Here is a 14,601-nt window from a genome sequence, read left to right as displayed (position 1 = left end):
TCGCGATGAGGCCATCACATTCAACATCATCGTTGACTGTTAAACCGCTATCGCGAGCAGGCTCGCTCCCACATTGGGTCGGTGTTGTGTTTAGCGGCGGCGTTTTTCCAGGGAGTAGAGGAACGGCGCCGTGATTTCGATGGTGCCATTGGTCAGCATGTCGGCCGGCGGCTTGGGCAGCGGTTGGGCGCGGCGGATCATTTCCAGGGTGGCCCGGTCCAGATCGGCAGTGCCGGAGCGGCCCACCAGTTCGAACGACAACACATTACCTTCGCCATCAACGACGAAGCGCAGACGGTTGGTGCCTTCCTTGCCCCGATTCTGCGCACTCGCCGGGTACTTTTTATACTTGCCCAAGTGCGCGAGCAAGGTGCCTTCCCAACTGGCTTTGGCAGCCTGTTGCGCTGGCGATGGACCCGGTGCCGGTTGTGCGGATTTCTCCGTCGGTGCCTGAGTCGGTTGCGCGTCGCTCGGTTTCTCCTCGGACGGCTTCTCCTTCGGCGGTTCCGGCTTTTTCTCCACAGGCTTCGGCGGTTGCGGCTTCGGCTTGGGCTTGACCGGTTTCGGCACGGCGATCTCGGCCTTCGGCACTTCAGCCAGTTTCGGGATCGGCAGCTCTTCCACCGGGGCCGGTGGCTGTGGCGGCGTTATGACCTTTGGCGGTGCCGGTGGTGGCGGGGCCGGAACCGGTGCCAACTCGACCATCATCGCCTGTGGAGGCAGCTCGACGGGTGGGCGCGCGTTCCAGTTCATCGCCAGCGCAATGGCCAGGGCATGGACGCCCAGCACCACGGCCAGGCTCCCGCTGTAACGCGTCAGCTTATGGCGCGTCGTGATCATTTCTGGACTGCCGTCTCGAGCCCGACCAGACCGACTTTCAGGTAACCGGCGGAGCGCAGGTTGTCCATCACGCTCATCAGGTCGCCGTAATCCACGCCTTTATCGGCCTGGAAGAAGATCGTCGTGTCTTTCTTGCCTTTGGTTTTGGCGTCGAGGGTGGCGCCGAGTGATGCGGCCGTCACTTCGTCTTCGCCGAGGAACAGGCGTTGGTCAGCTTTTACGCTGAGGAACACTGGCTTCTCTGGCCGTGGCGCCGGTTTGGCGCTGGAAGCGGGCAGGTCGACCTTGATGTCCACAGTGGCCAACGGAGCGGCCACCATGAAGATGATCAACAGCACCAGCATCACGTCGATAAACGGCGTGACGTTGATTTCGTGGTTCTCGGCCAGATCGTCGTCTGCGCCTTCTTTCAAATGCAAGCCCATGGCTGATTACCCTACTTTGACCATGTGGGGTTGCGCGGAGCGCTCGGTGGTCGGCAGGTGATCGAGGTCGCGGCTGACCAGCAGCAGGACTTCAGCCGAGGCATCGGACACTTGCGCTTTGTAACCGGCGATGGAGCGAGCGAAGACGTTGTAGATCACCACCGCAGGAATCGCGGCAACCAGACCCAGCGCGGTGGCCAGCAAGGCTTCGGCGATGCCGGGCGCCACGACGGCGAGGTTGGTGGTCTGGGTTTTGGCGATGCCGATGAAGCTGTTCATGATGCCCCACACGGTGCCGAACAGGCCCACGAATGGCGCGGTGGAGCCGATGGTGGCGAGCACGCCGGTGCCGCTGCTCATGTTGCGACCGCAGGCAGCCACCAAGCGCTCGAGACGGAAGGCAACACGTTCCTTGATGCCTTCTTTCTCGCGGCTGTTGACCGACAGACGCATCTCTTCCAGGGCGTCATGGACCAGCAGATTGGCGAGGGTGCCTTGCTTGGTGGCGGAGGCGCTGGCTTCTTTAAGGGTGGTGGCTTTTTTCAGGTGGACGATTTCGGTGCGCAGACGACGCTTGGCGCCCATCAGCTCGAAGCCCTTGGCGATCCAGATGGTCCAGGTGATGATCGAGGCGATGGCCAGGCCGATCATCACGATTTTCACGATAATATCGGCGTTTTGGTACATGCCCCATGGCGACAGGTCGTGTGCCATGCCCAGGGTGTTGTCGGCTTCGAGGACTTCAGGAACGTCTTCGGCGTCTACTGCCTGGGCCGGGTCGGTTGCGGCTGGCGCTACGGCAGGGGCGGCATGATCAGCCGGGGCTGGAGCAACGGCGGCTGCCGGAGTGGCGGGCGTTTGTGCGTCAGCGAAAGAGGCGGTCGGCGCCAGCATCAGGCTGAGCAGCAGGGCGGCCACTGCGCTCCAGGCGCGAGGTCGTTTGGTTGGCGAAGCGGGGAATTGATTGCGTGTCATGCTGGCCGGACCTGAGAGAAAAATAGGGTAAATGTTCTTCCAGGCCTCGTAAGGCCGAGAACAAAAGTGGCGTGCATTATTGCAAGTAATTCTTGTTAACAGAAGTAATAGAGTATCTTTTTTTCCTTCATTGCTAGCCGCTCGTCCTGTGCCGGCGCTAGTCTGTGCCTTTCTGATGGGAGATTTCTGATGTCTGCGCCTTCTGTTTTGATCGCCGGCTGTGGTGATGTCGGCAGTCGTCTGGCCACGCAATTGGTGGCTTCCGGGTGGGAGGTTCATGGCCTGAGGCGTGACGTCTCGCGTCTGCCCGAGGGGGTCATTGGCGTTGCCGGCGACTTGTTCAATGAAGACTGCCCGCAGACCTGGCCGGTCGGAGCAGTGGATTACCTGGTTTATTGCGCGGCTGCCACCGATCACGATGAGGCCGGTTACCGCGCGGCTTATGTGCAGGGCTTGAAGCATGTGCTTGAGTGGCTGGGCGACTACGGGCAGGTGCCCGAGCGCCTGCTGTTTGTTTCGAGCAGCAGTGTGTATGGCCAGCAGAATGGCGAGTGGGTCGACGAGACTTCGCCGACCATTGCAGAAGGCTATTCGGGTCGATTGATGCTAGAGGCTGAGCAAGTGGCACTGCAAAGCGGCATCCCGGCGAGCATCGTGCGCCTGACCGGCATTTACGGCCCCGGCCGCGAATGGCTGCTGACTCAGGTGCGTCGAGGTTATCGTGTGGCCGTTGACCCGCCGCTGTATGGCAACCGCATTCACGCAGACGATGCAGCGGGGCTTATGGCGTATCTGCTTGAAGCGGATCGACGCGGTGTGGCGTTGGATGACGTCTATATCGGTGTGGACGACGCGCCGGCGCCGCTGGCCGAGGTGGTCGGCTGGTTGCGTGAGTATCTGGGTGTGACTGAATGGGCTGATGACGCGAGCGTGCGGCGTACGGGCAGCAAGCAGTGCAGTAATGCTCGGGCGAAGGCATTGGGCTGGACGCCAAAGTACCCAAGCTATCGCGAAGGCTACGCCGCGATCCTCGAAGGTCGCTGCTGACTTTCATGCGCCCAAAACAACAGTAGGAGCGAGCGGTGCGGCGATCCGACTTGCCCGCGAAGGCGTCATAACTTCCAACATCTATATTGGCTGTTACATCGCCTTCGCGGGCAAGCCTCGCTCCTACAATTGGTGATGTGTTGGGCTTTAGGGCCGGGTTACTGCTTTTCCAGCAACCACTTGCGCTCACCCGGCGTGAACTGAGGCATTTCATCCGCCTGCGCCGTGTTTACCGCCTGCACAATCTCCAGTTCCTTGCCCTTGCGCGCAAAGATCCAGGTATTGCCCTGGCCGTTCACTTGCAGCCACATGTTGTCATTGCCGCCGCTCATCGACGCGCAATCGCCCGCCAGGCACAGGGCATAACGATCGGCACCCGGCAGGCCGGCCACCTGGCCATCGGCCTGGAACTGCACGTTATTGCCTTCGCCCGGACCGTTGACGATTTTCCAACTGCCGCCCATGTAGGCGGTGTACAGCGCGCGTTCGAAGCTCGCGCCAATCGGTGCGCCATCTGGCACCGGAATCAGCGCACGGTCAAAGACCTGCTCCGGCTCGTTTTCGCTGGCGGCCTGGCTCAGTTGCTTGCCGTCACGCTTCAGTTCGCTGGCGGAGCTCCCATAAAAGTCGACTTTCCGGGCACCGGACTCTTCGCCCAGCAGCTTGCCTTCGACGTTTTCAAAGCCGTTGGTGTAGCGGGCCTGAGCGGCCTTGGTGTTGACGTCCCATTCCAGGTTCGGGCCATAAGCCTGGAGCGCTTCACGCAGGGGGCCGCCTTTGGACGCAGCGTCGATCGCCACCTGATTGATCCAGGTGCCACTGATGTCACGATCGGCAGGGTTGCTGGCACAACCGCCCAAGAGAAGGGCGACCAGCGAGAGAGCTAGCGCATGGCGCATGGTGAAATCCTTTCAAGACGAAATCGGCGCAACCCTTGGGGCTGCGCCGGATGTATTACTCGATGACCAGAATGGCATCCATTTCAACCTGCGAACCCTTTGGCAGGGCAGCTACGCCGATGGCGGCGCGGGCAGGGTATGGCTGGTCAAAGTACTTGCCCATGATCTCGTTGACCTTGGCGAAGTGGCTCAGGTCGGTGAGGAAGATGTTCAGTTTGACGATGTCCTTGAACGAGCCGCCAGCCGCTTCGGCTACGGCTTTGAGGTTCTCGAACACCTGGACGGTCTGGGCTTCGAAGCCTTCAACCAGTTCCATGGTTTTTGGGTCCAGAGGAATTTGACCCGACATGTAAACGGTGTTGCCAGCCTTGATCGCCTGGGAGTAAGTACCGATGGCGGCCGGGGCCTTGTCGCTGGTGATAACAGTCTTGGTCATGAATGACTCCTGGTAATAGGTGGCTTAGGCACGCATGCGGGTGATGCGAATCACCCCGGTCAGTGCGCGTAGTTTCTTGATCACGCGGGCCAGATGCACGCGGTCGTGCACGCTGACCACCAGTTGGACCACGCTGATGCGACCATCGCGTTCATCCATGCTGATTTTTTCGATATTGCCGTCGGCCGCGTTGACGCTGCTGGCCAGCAGGGCGATCAGGCCACGCTGGTGTTCCAGCTCGACGCGCAGCTCGACGTTGAATTCGCCGGTGACATCCTTGGCCCACGAGAGCTGGATGCATTTTTCCGGGTTGTGGCGGATTTCGCTGATGTTGCGGCAGTTGTCCAGGTGCACCACCATGCCTTTGCCGGCAGACAAGTGACCGACAATCGGGTCGCCCGGGATCGGTGTGCAGCACTTGGCGTAGCTGAGCACCAGGCCTTCGGTGCCGCGAATCGCCAGTGGGCCTTCCGGACTTGGCAACTGTTCGCCTTCGCCGAGCAGGCGTCGTGCGACCACGTAGGCCATGCGATTGCCCAGGCCGATGTCTTCCAGCAAGTCTTCGATCAGTTCGAGACGGTATTCGGCCAGCATCGCCTTGACGCGGTCGGCCGCTACTTTTTCCAGCGAGCTGTCGAAACCGTTGAGCACTTTGTTCAGCAGTCGTTCGCCGAGGCTGATGGATTCGGAACGGCGCTGCAGTTTCAGCGCGTGGCGGATGTGGGTCCGCGCCTTGCCGGTGACTACGAAGTTGAGCCACGCCGGGTTTGGCCGCGCGCCGGGAGCGCTGACGATCTCGACCGTGGAGCCGCTTTGCAGCGGTTCGGACAGCGGTGCGAGACGACGATTGATCCGGCAGGCGATGCAACTGTTGCCCACGTCGGTGTGTACCGCGTAAGCGAAGTCGACCGCTGTGGAGCCCTTGGGCAGCTCCATGATCCGGCCTTTGGGCGTGAACACGTAGACCTCGTCCGGGAACAGGTCGATCTTCACGCTCTCGATGAATTCCAACGAATTGCCGGCCCGTTGCTGCATTTCCAGCACGCCTTTGACCCACTGACGGGCACGGGCGTGAGTGCCTTTTGGCTGTTCGTCACCGCTGGATTTGTACAGCCAATGGGCAGCGATGCCATTGTTGGCCATCTCTTCCATTTCACGGGTGCGGATCTGGATCTCGATCGGAACACCGTGCATGCCGAACAGCGTGGTGTGCAGCGACTGGTAGCCGTTGGCCTTGGGGATCGCGATGTAATCCTTGAAGCGACCCGGCAACGGTTTGTACAAATTATGCACAGCACCTAGCACGCGGTAGCAGGTATCGACCTTGTCGACGATGATCCGGAACGCATAGACGTCCATGATCTCGTTGAAGGCCCGACGCTTGCCGCGCATTTTCTTGTAGATGCCGTAGAGGTGTTTCTGGCGACCGCTGACCTCGCCCTGGATGCCATCGATGGCCAGGCAGTGGCTGAGGGATTCTTCGATCTTGTTGACGATTTCCTTGCGGTTGCCCCGGGCGCGTTTGACCGCCTGGTTGATCCGCGCGGAACGCATCGGGTGCATGGCTTTGAAGCCGAGGTCTTCGAATTCTATGCGAATGGCGTGCATGCCCAGCCGGTTGGCGATGGGCGCATAGATTTCCAGGGTTTCCTTGGCGATCCGCCGGCGTTTTTCACCGGACAGGACTTCCAGCGTGCGCATGTTGTGCAGGCGGTCGGCCAGTTTCACCAGGATCACGCGAATGTCGCGCGCCATGGCCATGGCCATTTTCTGGAAGTTTTCGGCCTGGGCTTCGGCTTTGGTCTCGAAGTTCATCTGGGTCAGTTTGCTGACCCCGTCGACCAGTTCAGCCACGGTTTCGCCGAACTGCGCTTGCAGCGCTTCCTTGGCGATACCGGTGTCTTCGATCACGTCATGCAGCATCGCAGCCATCAGGCTCTGATGGTCCATGTGCATGTCGGCAAGAATATTCGCCACCGCAAGAGGATGCGTGACGTACGCCTCACCGCTGCGGCGGCGTTGGCCGTCGTGGGCTTGTTCGGCGTAGAAGTACGCTCGGCGGACCAGGTTGACCTGGTCCTTGCCGAGGTAGGTCGATAAGCGATCGGCGAGGGCGTCTATGCTCGGCATGATAACTCCTGCCGTTCGCTGTGACCCCGCGCCGTGCTACGTCGACCAGGCATAGGCTTAGACGGCCTCGTTGGACTCGTCCTCGAACGCTGCGAACAGCGGTTCGTCTTCGACGATTTCAGCATTGGCGATGAACTCGTAGCTCATCAGGCCTTCAGCGATTTCACGCAAGGCTACAACGGTAGGCTTGTCGTTTTCCCACTGAACCAGTGGCTCTTTGCCGCCGGTGGCCAGTTGACGGGCACGCTTGGTGGACAGCATGACCAGTTCAAAACGGTTTTCCACGTGGTTCAGGCAGTCTTCAACGGTTACGCGGGCCATGGTATTCCTCGGAGCGAATGCAATATGCGCGCTGCCCGGGTGGGCGAGCGGACTCAACAGTTTAAAAAAACACCAGCGATTAGGGAAGCGCTGATTTTTTGACCAAGCCCTTCAACGCGCTGCAAGTGCCAATGTAAAGCCCTTGCAGCGGTTTTGGGAAGGGCTGTTTAGCCGAGCAATTCAGCCAAAAGTTTTCCGTTACGCTGCTGCTGACGCTTCTGATGCAGCTGATTGGCACGGAAAATCGCCTGTATATCCTTCAGGGCGTGGGCGAAATCGTCGTTGATGATCAGGTAGTCGTAGTCGACGTAGTGGCTCATTTCGCTGACTGCTTCGCGCATCCGGCCTTCAATGACCTCGTCACTGTCCTGGCCGCGATTGTTCAGGCGCTGGTGCAAGGCTTGCAGCGATGGCGGCAGAATGAAGATCGAGCGGGCCTGGGGCATCAATTTGCGCACTTGCTCGGCGCCTTGCCAGTCGATTTCCAGAATCAGGTCGTGGCCTTCGTCCAAGGTCTGCTGCAGGTGGCTTTGCGAAGTGCCGTAGAGGTTGCCGAACACTTCGGCGCGCTCGAGGAAATCCCCGTGTTCGATCATCTTCACGAACTCTTCGCGCGACACGAAGTTGTAGTTCACGCCGTTCACTTCACCGGGGCGCATGGCGCGGGTGGTGTGGGAGACAGAGACGCGGATCTCCTGATCAGCGTCGGTCAAGGCCTTGACCAGACTGCTCTTGCCCGCGCCCGAAGGGGCGGAAATGATGTACAGGGTGCCGGTGCTGTGGGTCATGTCGGGTTTGCCTTACTCAATATTCTGCACTTGTTCGCGCATCTGCTCGATCAACACTTTGAGGTTGACCGCAGCCTGGGTGCTGCGCGGGTCGAAGGCTTTGGAGCCCAGTGTGTTGGCTTCGCGGTTGAGTTCCTGCATCAGGAAGTCCAGGCGCCGACCGGCAGCGCCACCGGATTTGAGCACCCGGCGAACTTCAATGATGTGAGTGCTCAGGCGATCCAGTTCTTCGGCGACGTCGCTTTTTTGCGCGAGCATGACCATTTCCTGCTCCAGCCGCTGCGGGTCCATCTCGGCTTTCATGTCGGCAAAGCGGTCGAGGACTTTCTGGCGCTGAGTGGCAAGCATCTGCGGGACCAGTTCACGCAGGGTCACCACGTCTTCTTCAATGGAGGTCAGGCGATCATTGATCAACCGGGCCAGCTCCGCGCCTTCGCGCTCGCGGCCGGCCTTGAGTTCTTTCAGGCCTTCATTGAACAGCGCCAGTGCTTCGGCATTCAGGGCTTGCGGATCTGTGGCGTCGCCGACCAAAACACCGGGCCAGGCCAACACCTCAAGCGGGTTCAGCGCAGCCGGATTCTTGATCAGGCCGGCGATGGTCTCGGCGGCAGCGACCAATTGCGCGGCGCGCTCGCGGTCCACTTGCAGGGGTTTGTCGGTGTTTTCTTCGGTGAAGCGCAGGGTGCATTCGAGCTTGCCCCGGGAGATGCCCTGGCGCAGCGCTTCGCGGACAGCACCTTCGAGGTCGCGAAACGACTCCGGCAGGCGCAGGTGGGGTTCCAGGTAGCGGCTGTTGACCGAGCGCAATTCCCAGCTCAGGGTGCCTTGGGCGCCGGCTTTCTCGACGCGGGCGAAGGCGGTCATGCTGTGCACCATGGAGGTACCTCGCAATTCAGGTTTGCGTTACCAAAGGTTTCGCGAGACCCGATATCTGTGAATTAAAGCCGACAGGCAGCAAAGGCGCAGGATTGTAGCGCAGTGGGGCGGATGCGCCCAAACACACGGTGTGACAAAGGGCTGCAGGCCGTCGGTAAAGCGCTGTTCTAAGCTCTAGTCAGCGCTTTCAATCGTCGGGCGGATTTTTTAGAAGTGCCCAGTCTTGGCGCGCGGCTCTATAATGCTCGGCAGTTTTCCGTCCCCCGTACAGGTATTCCCTATGAAACGTCCAAGTGGTCGCGCTGCCGATCAGCTCCGCTCGATCCGCATTACCCGCAACTACACCAAACACGCCGAGGGATCTGTACTGGTCGAGTTCGGTGATACCAAAGTCATCTGCACGGTCAGCGTCGAGAACGGCGTGCCACGCTTCCTGAAGGGTCAGGGCCAGGGCTGGTTGACCGCCGAATACGGCATGCTGCCGCGCGCCACCGGCGAGCGTAACCAGCGTGAAGCGAGCCGTGGCAAACAAGGCGGTCGCACCCTGGAAATCCAGCGTCTGATCGGTCGTTCCCTGCGTGCTTCGCTGGACATGTCCAAGCTGGGCGACGTCACCCTGTACGTCGACTGCGACGTGATCCAGGCTGACGGTGGCACCCGCACCGCGTCCATCACCGGCGCCATGGTTGCACTGGTCGATGCCTTGAAAGTGATCAAGAAGCGCGGCGGCCTGAAAGGCGGCGACCCGCTCAAGCAAATGATCGCTGCCGTTTCGGTGGGCATGTACCAGGGCGAGCCTGTGCTCGACCTCGACTACCTGGAAGACTCGGCTGCCGAGACTGACCTGAACGTGGTAATGACTAGCACTGGCGGCTTCATTGAAGTCCAGGGCACTGCTGAAGGCGCACCGTTCCAGCCGGAAGAGCTGAACGCTATGCTGGAGCTGGCGAAGAAAGGCATGACCGAGATCTTCGAACTGCAAAAGGCCGCACTGGCCGACTGATCGGATGTTCCACGCAAGGAGGACACCATGAGTGACGAGCAGCAGCTACTTCCCATCCCGAGCAAAGACGTTCGGCAGTGGGCAATGTTTTGTCACTTATCCGCCTTGCTGGGGATCTGGATTCCGTTCGGTACGCTGATCGGCCCGCTGATCCTCTGGCAGATGAAGCGCGAGATGGACCCGTTTGTGGATGCCCAGGGCAAGGAGGCGCTGAACTTTCAGATCACCGTCGCCATTGCTTCTGCCATCTGCTTCCTGCTGATGGTGGTGATCATCGGGTTCTTCATGTTTGGTCTGGTGGCGATTGGTGCGCTGGTGTTGACGATCATTGCCGGCGTCAAAGCCAATGAAGGGGTGCCTTATCGGTATCCGTTCACCTGGCGGTTGATCAAATAATCACCGAATTCCTGTAGGAGCGAGGCTTGCCCGCGAATTTAGGTGCCTCGGTCCGTCAGGAAAACCGCGTTATCGTTCTTCGCGGGCAAGCCTCGCTCCTACAGGTGTCGAGACATTGCACAAAAAAGCCGACAGCGATGTCGGCTTTTTTGTGTCTGCGAAAAAACGCTTATTAGATGGTCAGCGTCCAGTCGTAGTCCACGATCAGCGGTGCGTGCTGCGAGAACCGTGGCTGGCGTGGCAGGCGTGCGCTGCGAACAAAACGGCGCAGGCCAGGGGTCAGCAACTGGTAGTCGAAACGCCAACCGAGGTTGAGCATTTCTGCCTGTTCGTTGTCCGGCCACCAGCTGTACTGGTCGCCCTCACGGCTGACTTCACGCAGGGCATCGACATAGCCCATGTTGCCGACAATCTCGTCCATCCAGGCACGTTCAGGTGCCAGGAAACCCGGGGATTGCTGGCTGTCGCGCCAGTTCTTGATATCCAGCTTCTGTTGCGCCACGTACAGCGAGCCACAGTAAATGTACTCGCGACGTTTGCGTCGCTGTTTATCCAGATAACGGGCGAAGTCGTCCATTAGCTTGAACTTCTGGTTCAAGTCTTCATCGCCGTTCTGCCCCGAAGGGAGCAGCAAGGTCGCGATGCTGACCTTGTCGAAATCGGCTTGCAGGTAGCGCCCGTAGCGGTCGGCCGTCTCGAAGCCGAGACCGCTGATGACTGCCTTCGGTTGCAACCGCGAATACAAAGCCACGCCACCCTGGGCGGGAACTTCGGCTTCGCAGGCATAAAGGAAGTAGCCATCCAGTTGGAAGGCTGGATCGTCCAGTTCAAAGGCGGAGGCGCGGGTGTCCTGCAGGCAGATGACGTCGGCATTCTGTGCTTGCAGCCAACTGAGCAAACCTCGCTCCACTGCAGCCTGAATACCATTGACGTTCACACTGATGATCCGCATAAATGGCCCCAAAAATCGCGTGCGTGTATGATACACGGCGTCAACCTAATTAGCTAAATCCGTGGTATTTGGGGTTTTTTTCATGCAAACGTATCAGCGCGATTTCATTCGTTTTGCCATTGATCGCGGCGTTTTGCGCTTCGGCGAGTTCACCCTGAAGTCCGGGCGCACCAGTCCTTACTTCTTCAATGCCGGCCTGTTTAACTCGGGTTCGGCCCTTGCGCAGCTGGGGCGTTTCTACGCGGCAGCCATCGTCGAGAGCGGTATTTCGTTCGACGTACTGTTTGGCCCTGCGTACAAAGGCATCCCTTTGGCGGCGACCACTGCAGTGGCCCTGGCCGAACATCACGACCGTGACCTGCCATGGTGCTTCAACCGCAAAGAGGCTAAGGCCCACGGCGAAGGCGGCAGTCTCGTTGGCGCGCCGTTGACCGGCGATGTGCTGATCATCGACGACGTGATCACCGCCGGCACCGCTATCCGCGAAGTGATGCAGATCATCGCTTCCCAGGACGGCGCCAAGGCAGCGGGCGTGCTGATTGCCCTGAACCGACAGGAACGTGGCAACGGCGAGTTGTCGGCAATCCAGGAAGTGGAGCGTGACTTCGGTATTCCGGTAATCAGCATTGTTTCGTTGAACCAGGTGCTGGAGTTCCTGGCGGATGATCTGCAGCTCAAGCAGCATTTGCCGGCGGTTGAAGCCTATCGGGCCCAATTCGGCGTCTGACCACATATCCCTGTGGTATCGGGCTTGTGTGGCGAGGGAGCTTGCTCCCGCTGGGCTGCGTAGCAGACCCAAGGATTTTGTGAGTGCTGCGCACTCAAGCGGGAGCAAGCTCCCTCGCCACAAAAGTTAGATTGTCACAGGGATCGCAGGCAAAAAAGACCCCGCTCAGCTTGGCTGAGCGGGGTCTTTTTGTCTGTTCTGCTTAGTGACGCTTGCGATTACTGATTAAAGTACCCACACCCGTATCGGTGAAGATCTCAAGCAGAATCGCATTCGGAACCCGACCATCGATGATCAACGAACTGCCGACGCCGCCCTGAACCGCTTCCAGCGCGCAACGGATCTTCGGCAGCATGCCGCCGTAGATGGTGCCGTCAGCGATCAGATCGTCGACTTGCTGGGTGGTCAGGCCGGTGAGGACAGTGCCCGACTTATCCATCAGGCCGGCGATGTTGGTCAGCAGCATCAGCTTTTCAGCTTTCAGTGCTTCAGCCACTTTGCCGGCCACCAGGTCAGCGTTGATGTTGTACGACTCGCCGTTGGCGCCGACGCCGATCGGCGCGATCACCGGGATGAAGTCGCCTTTGACCAGCAGGTTCAGCAGGTCGGTGTTGATGCCGACCACTTCACCGACCTGGCCGATGTCGATGATTTCCGGTTGGGTCATCTCCGGCGTCTGACGGGTCACGGTAAGTTTCTTCGCACGAATCAGCTCGGCATCTTTACCGGTCAGGCCGATGGCGCTGCCGCCATGACGGTTGATCAGGTTGACGATGTCCTTGTTGACCTGGCCGCCGAGGACCATTTCCACCACGTCCATAGTTTGCGCGTCAGTCACGCGCATGCCATCGATGAAGTGGCTTTCGATCGACAGACGCTTGAGCAGGTCGCCGATTTGCGGGCCGCCGCCGTGTACCACCACCGGGTTGATGCCGACAGCTTTCATCAGCACGATGTCGCGGGCGAAGCCGGTTTTCAGCTCCTCGCTTTCCATCGCGTTGCCGCCGTATTTGATCACCAGCGTCTTGCCGACATAGCGGCGAATGTAAGGCAACGCTTCGGACAGGACCTTGGCGGTGTTGGCGGCGGCTTCGCGTTCGAGGGTCATTCAGGGCTCCGGCACTTCGATAAAAGGCGCTTCAATAAATCAAAACGGTAGTTGGAGATCAGGTGCAACACGCTTCAACTGGACTTTGAAAACGTCCTTGATGCGCTGCAATTCCGCCTCGTCATCAGCCTCGAAGCGCAGCACCAGCACCGGTGTGGTGTTGGACGCGCGCACCAGGCCCCAGCCTTTGGCGTAGTCGACTCGCACGCCGTCAATGGTGGTCAGGTCGGCGCCTTCGCCCCACTTCGCGTCGTGCAATGCATCAATGATGCTGAATTTGCTCTCTTCGGTCACATGGATATTGATTTCCGGCGTAGAAATATCGTTCGGGAAGGTCGCAAACAGCTCTTCCGCGGTGGATTTTTCCTTGCTGAGGATCTCCAGCAGGCGAGCAGCGCTGTAAATGCCGTCGTCAAAACCGAACCAGCGCTCCTTGAAGAAGATGTGCCCGCTCATTTCGCCGGCCAACAGGGCGCCGGTTTGTTTCATTTTCTTTTTGATCAACGAATGACCGGTCTTCCACATTAGCGGTCGACCGCCGTATTCCTTGATCAGCGGCGTCAGGCGACGGGTGCATTTGACGTCGAAGATGATTTCCGCGTTAGCGTTGCGCGCCAGCACGTCACGGGCGAACAGCATCAGCAAACGGTCGGGGTAAACGATGCTGCCGGTGTTCGTCACCACGCCGACGCGGTCGCCGTCACCGTCGAAGGCCAGGCCGAGGTCAGCGTTGGTTTCCTTGACCTTGGCGATCAGGTCGACGAGGTTTTCAGGCTTGCCCGGATCCGGGTGGTGGTTCGGGAAGTTGCCGTCGACGTCGCAGAACAGCGGGATGACCTCGCAGTTCAGAGCTTCGATCAATTGCGGGGCGATCACGCCGGCCGCGCCGTTACCGCAGTCGACCACGACTTTCAGGCGACGAGCCAGTTTGATGTCCTGGACGATTTCGGTGTTGTAGCGGTCGAGGATCTCGACCTGGGTGACGCTGCCCTTGCCGCTGCTCAGGTTGTTGGTCTTGAGGCGGTCGTGCAGGGCCTGGATCTGTTCGTTGGCCAGGGTGTCGCCAGCGATGACGATTTTGAAACCGTTGTAATTCGACGGGTTATGGCTGCCGGTCAGCATGACGCCGGATTTGCCGGCCAGTACGTTGGCGGCGTAGTACAGCGCCGGTGTTGGCACCAGGCCGACGTCGCTGACGTGGCAACCGCTGTCGGCCAGGCCCTTGATCAATTGCTCGACCAGTTCCGGGCCGGAGAGTCGACCGTCGCGGCCAACGGAAACGTTCGGTTCGTCCTGGGCCAGGCTCTGGGCACCGATGGCGCGACCGAGCCAATAAGCGGTCTCAGCGTTCAGGAATTCCGGGACGGTGCCGCGAATGTCATAGGCGCGGAAGATGCTGTCGGGGAACTTGGGTGCGACTTGGGCTGGGCTGCTCATTACTGGAAATGCTCCATCTCGAAGGTGGCTGGACCTGTCTGCGAAGAACTCGCCGGCAGGCGCAAACTGAAGGGTATGACGGCGATTTCCACTGAGAGTTCGTGGTGTGTAAAGGCCATGCCACCTGCGTTTGCGGGGTAATGACCGGTCAATGCCTTGATTTTCGGCGGTAAAACTTCCAGATGAGCTTTATGCAAATTTCAGCAGGCCCCGTACCTGTGGCGAGGGAGCTTGCTCCCGC

At 59.6% G+C, this 14,601-nt stretch carries 15 protein-coding genes and 1 pseudogene; 4 read left to right on the top strand and 12 right to left on the bottom strand.

Going from position 1 to position 14,601, the window contains the following annotated elements; genetic code table 11:
• Window positions 1-90: 90 nt before the first annotated feature.
• Genes ACA070_RS30380 through exbB form a run of 3 tightly spaced genes read right to left on the bottom strand, consistent with a single transcriptional unit; the run spans window position 91 to window position 2,240 of the window.
• Complete coding sequence (locus ACA070_RS30380) at window positions 91-840, bottom strand: energy transducer TonB family protein (protein WP_497449468.1); 750 nt, start codon at window positions 838-840, stop codon at window positions 91-93.
• The gene (gene exbD / locus ACA070_RS30375; protein ID WP_497449467.1) at window positions 837-1,265 is read right to left on the bottom strand and encodes a TonB system transport protein ExbD; all 429 of its coding nucleotides are present in this window, start codon (window positions 1,263-1,265) and stop codon (window positions 837-839) included. The genes ACA070_RS30380 and exbD overlap by 4 nt, the downstream gene beginning before the upstream one ends.
• A 6-nt stretch (window positions 1,266-1,271) precedes the next feature.
• Complete coding sequence (gene exbB, locus ACA070_RS30370; protein WP_497449466.1) at window positions 1,272-2,240, bottom strand: tonB-system energizer ExbB; 969 nt, start codon at window positions 2,238-2,240, stop codon at window positions 1,272-1,274.
• A gap of 189 nt (window positions 2,241-2,429) precedes the next feature.
• On the opposite strand from exbB, the gene ACA070_RS30365 reads away from it, so the two are divergent.
• A complete protein-coding gene (locus ACA070_RS30365; protein WP_497449465.1) occupies window positions 2,430-3,287 on the top strand; it encodes an SDR family oxidoreductase in 858 nt (285 codons plus the stop codon).
• A gap of 158 nt (window positions 3,288-3,445) precedes the next feature.
• Here ACA070_RS30365 and ACA070_RS30360 read toward each other — a convergent pair whose 3' ends face one another.
• From ACA070_RS30360 to ACA070_RS30335, 6 genes are all read right to left on the bottom strand, one after another.
• On the bottom strand, window positions 3,446-4,186 hold the full coding sequence (locus ACA070_RS30360; protein ID WP_497449464.1) for a hypothetical protein: 741 nt from the start codon (window positions 4,184-4,186) through the stop codon (window positions 3,446-3,448).
• A gap of 55 nt (window positions 4,187-4,241) precedes the next feature.
• Complete coding sequence (locus ACA070_RS30355; RefSeq protein ID WP_003229509.1) at window positions 4,242-4,622, bottom strand: RidA family protein; 381 nt, start codon at window positions 4,620-4,622, stop codon at window positions 4,242-4,244.
• Window positions 4,623-4,646: 24 nt separating this feature from the next.
• Window positions 4,647-6,752: a bifunctional GTP diphosphokinase/guanosine-3',5'-bis pyrophosphate 3'-pyrophosphohydrolase gene (gene spoT, locus ACA070_RS30350; RefSeq protein WP_403099825.1), complete on the bottom strand. Its 2,106-nt coding sequence runs from the start codon at window positions 6,750-6,752 to the stop codon at window positions 4,647-4,649.
• A gap of 57 nt (window positions 6,753-6,809) precedes the next feature.
• Window positions 6,810-7,073: a DNA-directed RNA polymerase subunit omega gene (gene rpoZ / locus ACA070_RS30345; RefSeq protein ID WP_007894670.1), complete on the bottom strand. Its 264-nt coding sequence runs from the start codon at window positions 7,071-7,073 to the stop codon at window positions 6,810-6,812.
• 167 nt (window positions 7,074-7,240) lie between these two features.
• Window positions 7,241-7,861, bottom strand: a complete 621-nt coding sequence (gmk, locus tag ACA070_RS30340; RefSeq protein ID WP_497449463.1) for a guanylate kinase — start codon at window positions 7,859-7,861, stop codon at window positions 7,241-7,243.
• A 12-nt stretch (window positions 7,862-7,873) separates the two neighbouring features.
• A complete protein-coding gene (locus ACA070_RS30335) occupies window positions 7,874-8,737 on the bottom strand; it encodes a YicC/YloC family endoribonuclease (RefSeq protein WP_008150145.1) in 864 nt (287 codons plus the stop codon).
• Window positions 8,738-9,017: 280 nt separating this feature from the next.
• Here ACA070_RS30335 and rph point away from each other — a divergent pair, with 280 nt between their 5' ends.
• On the top strand, window positions 9,018-9,740 hold the full coding sequence (gene rph, locus ACA070_RS30330) for a ribonuclease PH (protein ID WP_010465211.1): 723 nt from the start codon (window positions 9,018-9,020) through the stop codon (window positions 9,738-9,740).
• A gap of 27 nt (window positions 9,741-9,767) precedes the next feature.
• Window positions 9,768-10,136, top strand: a complete 369-nt coding sequence (locus tag ACA070_RS30325; RefSeq protein WP_462029244.1) for a DUF4870 domain-containing protein — start codon at window positions 9,768-9,770, stop codon at window positions 10,134-10,136.
• Window positions 10,137-10,308: 172 nt separating this feature from the next.
• On the opposite strand, the gene crc is transcribed toward ACA070_RS30325, so the two are convergent.
• A complete protein-coding gene (gene crc, locus ACA070_RS30320; protein WP_007934608.1) occupies window positions 10,309-11,088 on the bottom strand; it encodes a catabolite repression control protein Crc in 780 nt (259 codons plus the stop codon).
• An 82-nt stretch (window positions 11,089-11,170) separates the two neighbouring features.
• Between crc and pyrE the strand changes: the two genes are divergently transcribed.
• Window positions 11,171-11,815 carry an orotate phosphoribosyltransferase gene (gene pyrE, locus ACA070_RS30315; protein ID WP_497449462.1) on the top strand — a complete coding sequence of 215 codons (645 nt, stop codon included), beginning with the start codon at window positions 11,171-11,173 and terminating at the stop codon, window positions 11,813-11,815.
• A gap of 202 nt (window positions 11,816-12,017) precedes the next feature.
• Here pyrE and argB read toward each other — a convergent pair whose 3' ends face one another.
• Both argB and ACA070_RS30305 read right to left on the bottom strand, forming a co-directional pair.
• Window positions 12,018-12,923 carry an acetylglutamate kinase gene (gene argB, locus ACA070_RS30310; RefSeq protein ID WP_008007602.1) on the bottom strand — a complete coding sequence of 302 codons (906 nt, stop codon included), beginning with the start codon at window positions 12,921-12,923 and terminating at the stop codon, window positions 12,018-12,020.
• A gap of 39 nt (window positions 12,924-12,962) precedes the next feature.
• Window positions 12,963-14,366: pseudogene (locus tag ACA070_RS30305) on the bottom strand (phosphomannomutase/phosphoglucomutase); the annotation flags it as partial.
• Window positions 14,367-14,601 lie beyond the last annotated feature (235 nt).

The sequence above is a fragment of the Pseudomonas sp. LBUM1678 genome, from assembly GCF_059695575.1.
The sequence above is the reverse complement of the archived record's forward strand: the minus strand, read 5'-3'. Positions and strand labels throughout refer to the sequence as shown.

Bases quoted from the DNA above. Each gene is read 5' to 3' on its own strand.
- ACA070_RS30380 (WP_497449468.1), bottom strand. From the start codon at position 840: ATGATCACGACGCGCCATAAGCTGACGCGTTACAGCGGGAGCCTGGCC.
- exbD (WP_497449467.1), bottom strand. From the start codon at position 1,265: ATGGGCTTGCATTTGAAAGAAGGCGCAGACGACGATCTGGCCGAGAAC.
- exbB (WP_497449466.1), bottom strand. From the start codon at position 2,240: ATGACACGCAATCAATTCCCCGCTTCGCCAACCAAACGACCTCGCGCC.
- ACA070_RS30365 (WP_497449465.1), top strand. From the start codon at position 2,430: ATGTCTGCGCCTTCTGTTTTGATCGCCGGCTGTGGTGATGTCGGCAGT.
- ACA070_RS30360 (WP_497449464.1), bottom strand. From the start codon at position 4,186: ATGCGCCATGCGCTAGCTCTCTCGCTGGTCGCCCTTCTCTTGGGCGGT.
- ACA070_RS30355 (WP_003229509.1), bottom strand. From the start codon at position 4,622: ATGACCAAGACTGTTATCACCAGCGACAAGGCCCCGGCCGCCATCGGT.
- spoT (WP_403099825.1), bottom strand. From the start codon at position 6,752: ATGCCGAGCATAGACGCCCTCGCCGATCGCTTATCGACCTACCTCGGC.
- rpoZ (WP_007894670.1), bottom strand. From the start codon at position 7,073: ATGGCCCGCGTAACCGTTGAAGACTGCCTGAACCACGTGGAAAACCGT.
- gmk (WP_497449463.1), bottom strand. From the start codon at position 7,861: ATGACCCACAGCACCGGCACCCTGTACATCATTTCCGCCCCTTCGGGC.
- ACA070_RS30335 (WP_008150145.1), bottom strand. From the start codon at position 8,737: ATGGTGCACAGCATGACCGCCTTCGCCCGCGTCGAGAAAGCCGGCGCC.
- rph (WP_010465211.1), top strand. From the start codon at position 9,018: ATGAAACGTCCAAGTGGTCGCGCTGCCGATCAGCTCCGCTCGATCCGC.
- ACA070_RS30325 (WP_462029244.1), top strand. From the start codon at position 9,768: ATGAGTGACGAGCAGCAGCTACTTCCCATCCCGAGCAAAGACGTTCGG.
- crc (WP_007934608.1), bottom strand. From the start codon at position 11,088: ATGCGGATCATCAGTGTGAACGTCAATGGTATTCAGGCTGCAGTGGAG.
- pyrE (WP_497449462.1), top strand. From the start codon at position 11,171: ATGCAAACGTATCAGCGCGATTTCATTCGTTTTGCCATTGATCGCGGC.
- argB (WP_008007602.1), bottom strand. From the start codon at position 12,923: ATGACCCTCGAACGCGAAGCCGCCGCCAACACCGCCAAGGTCCTGTCC.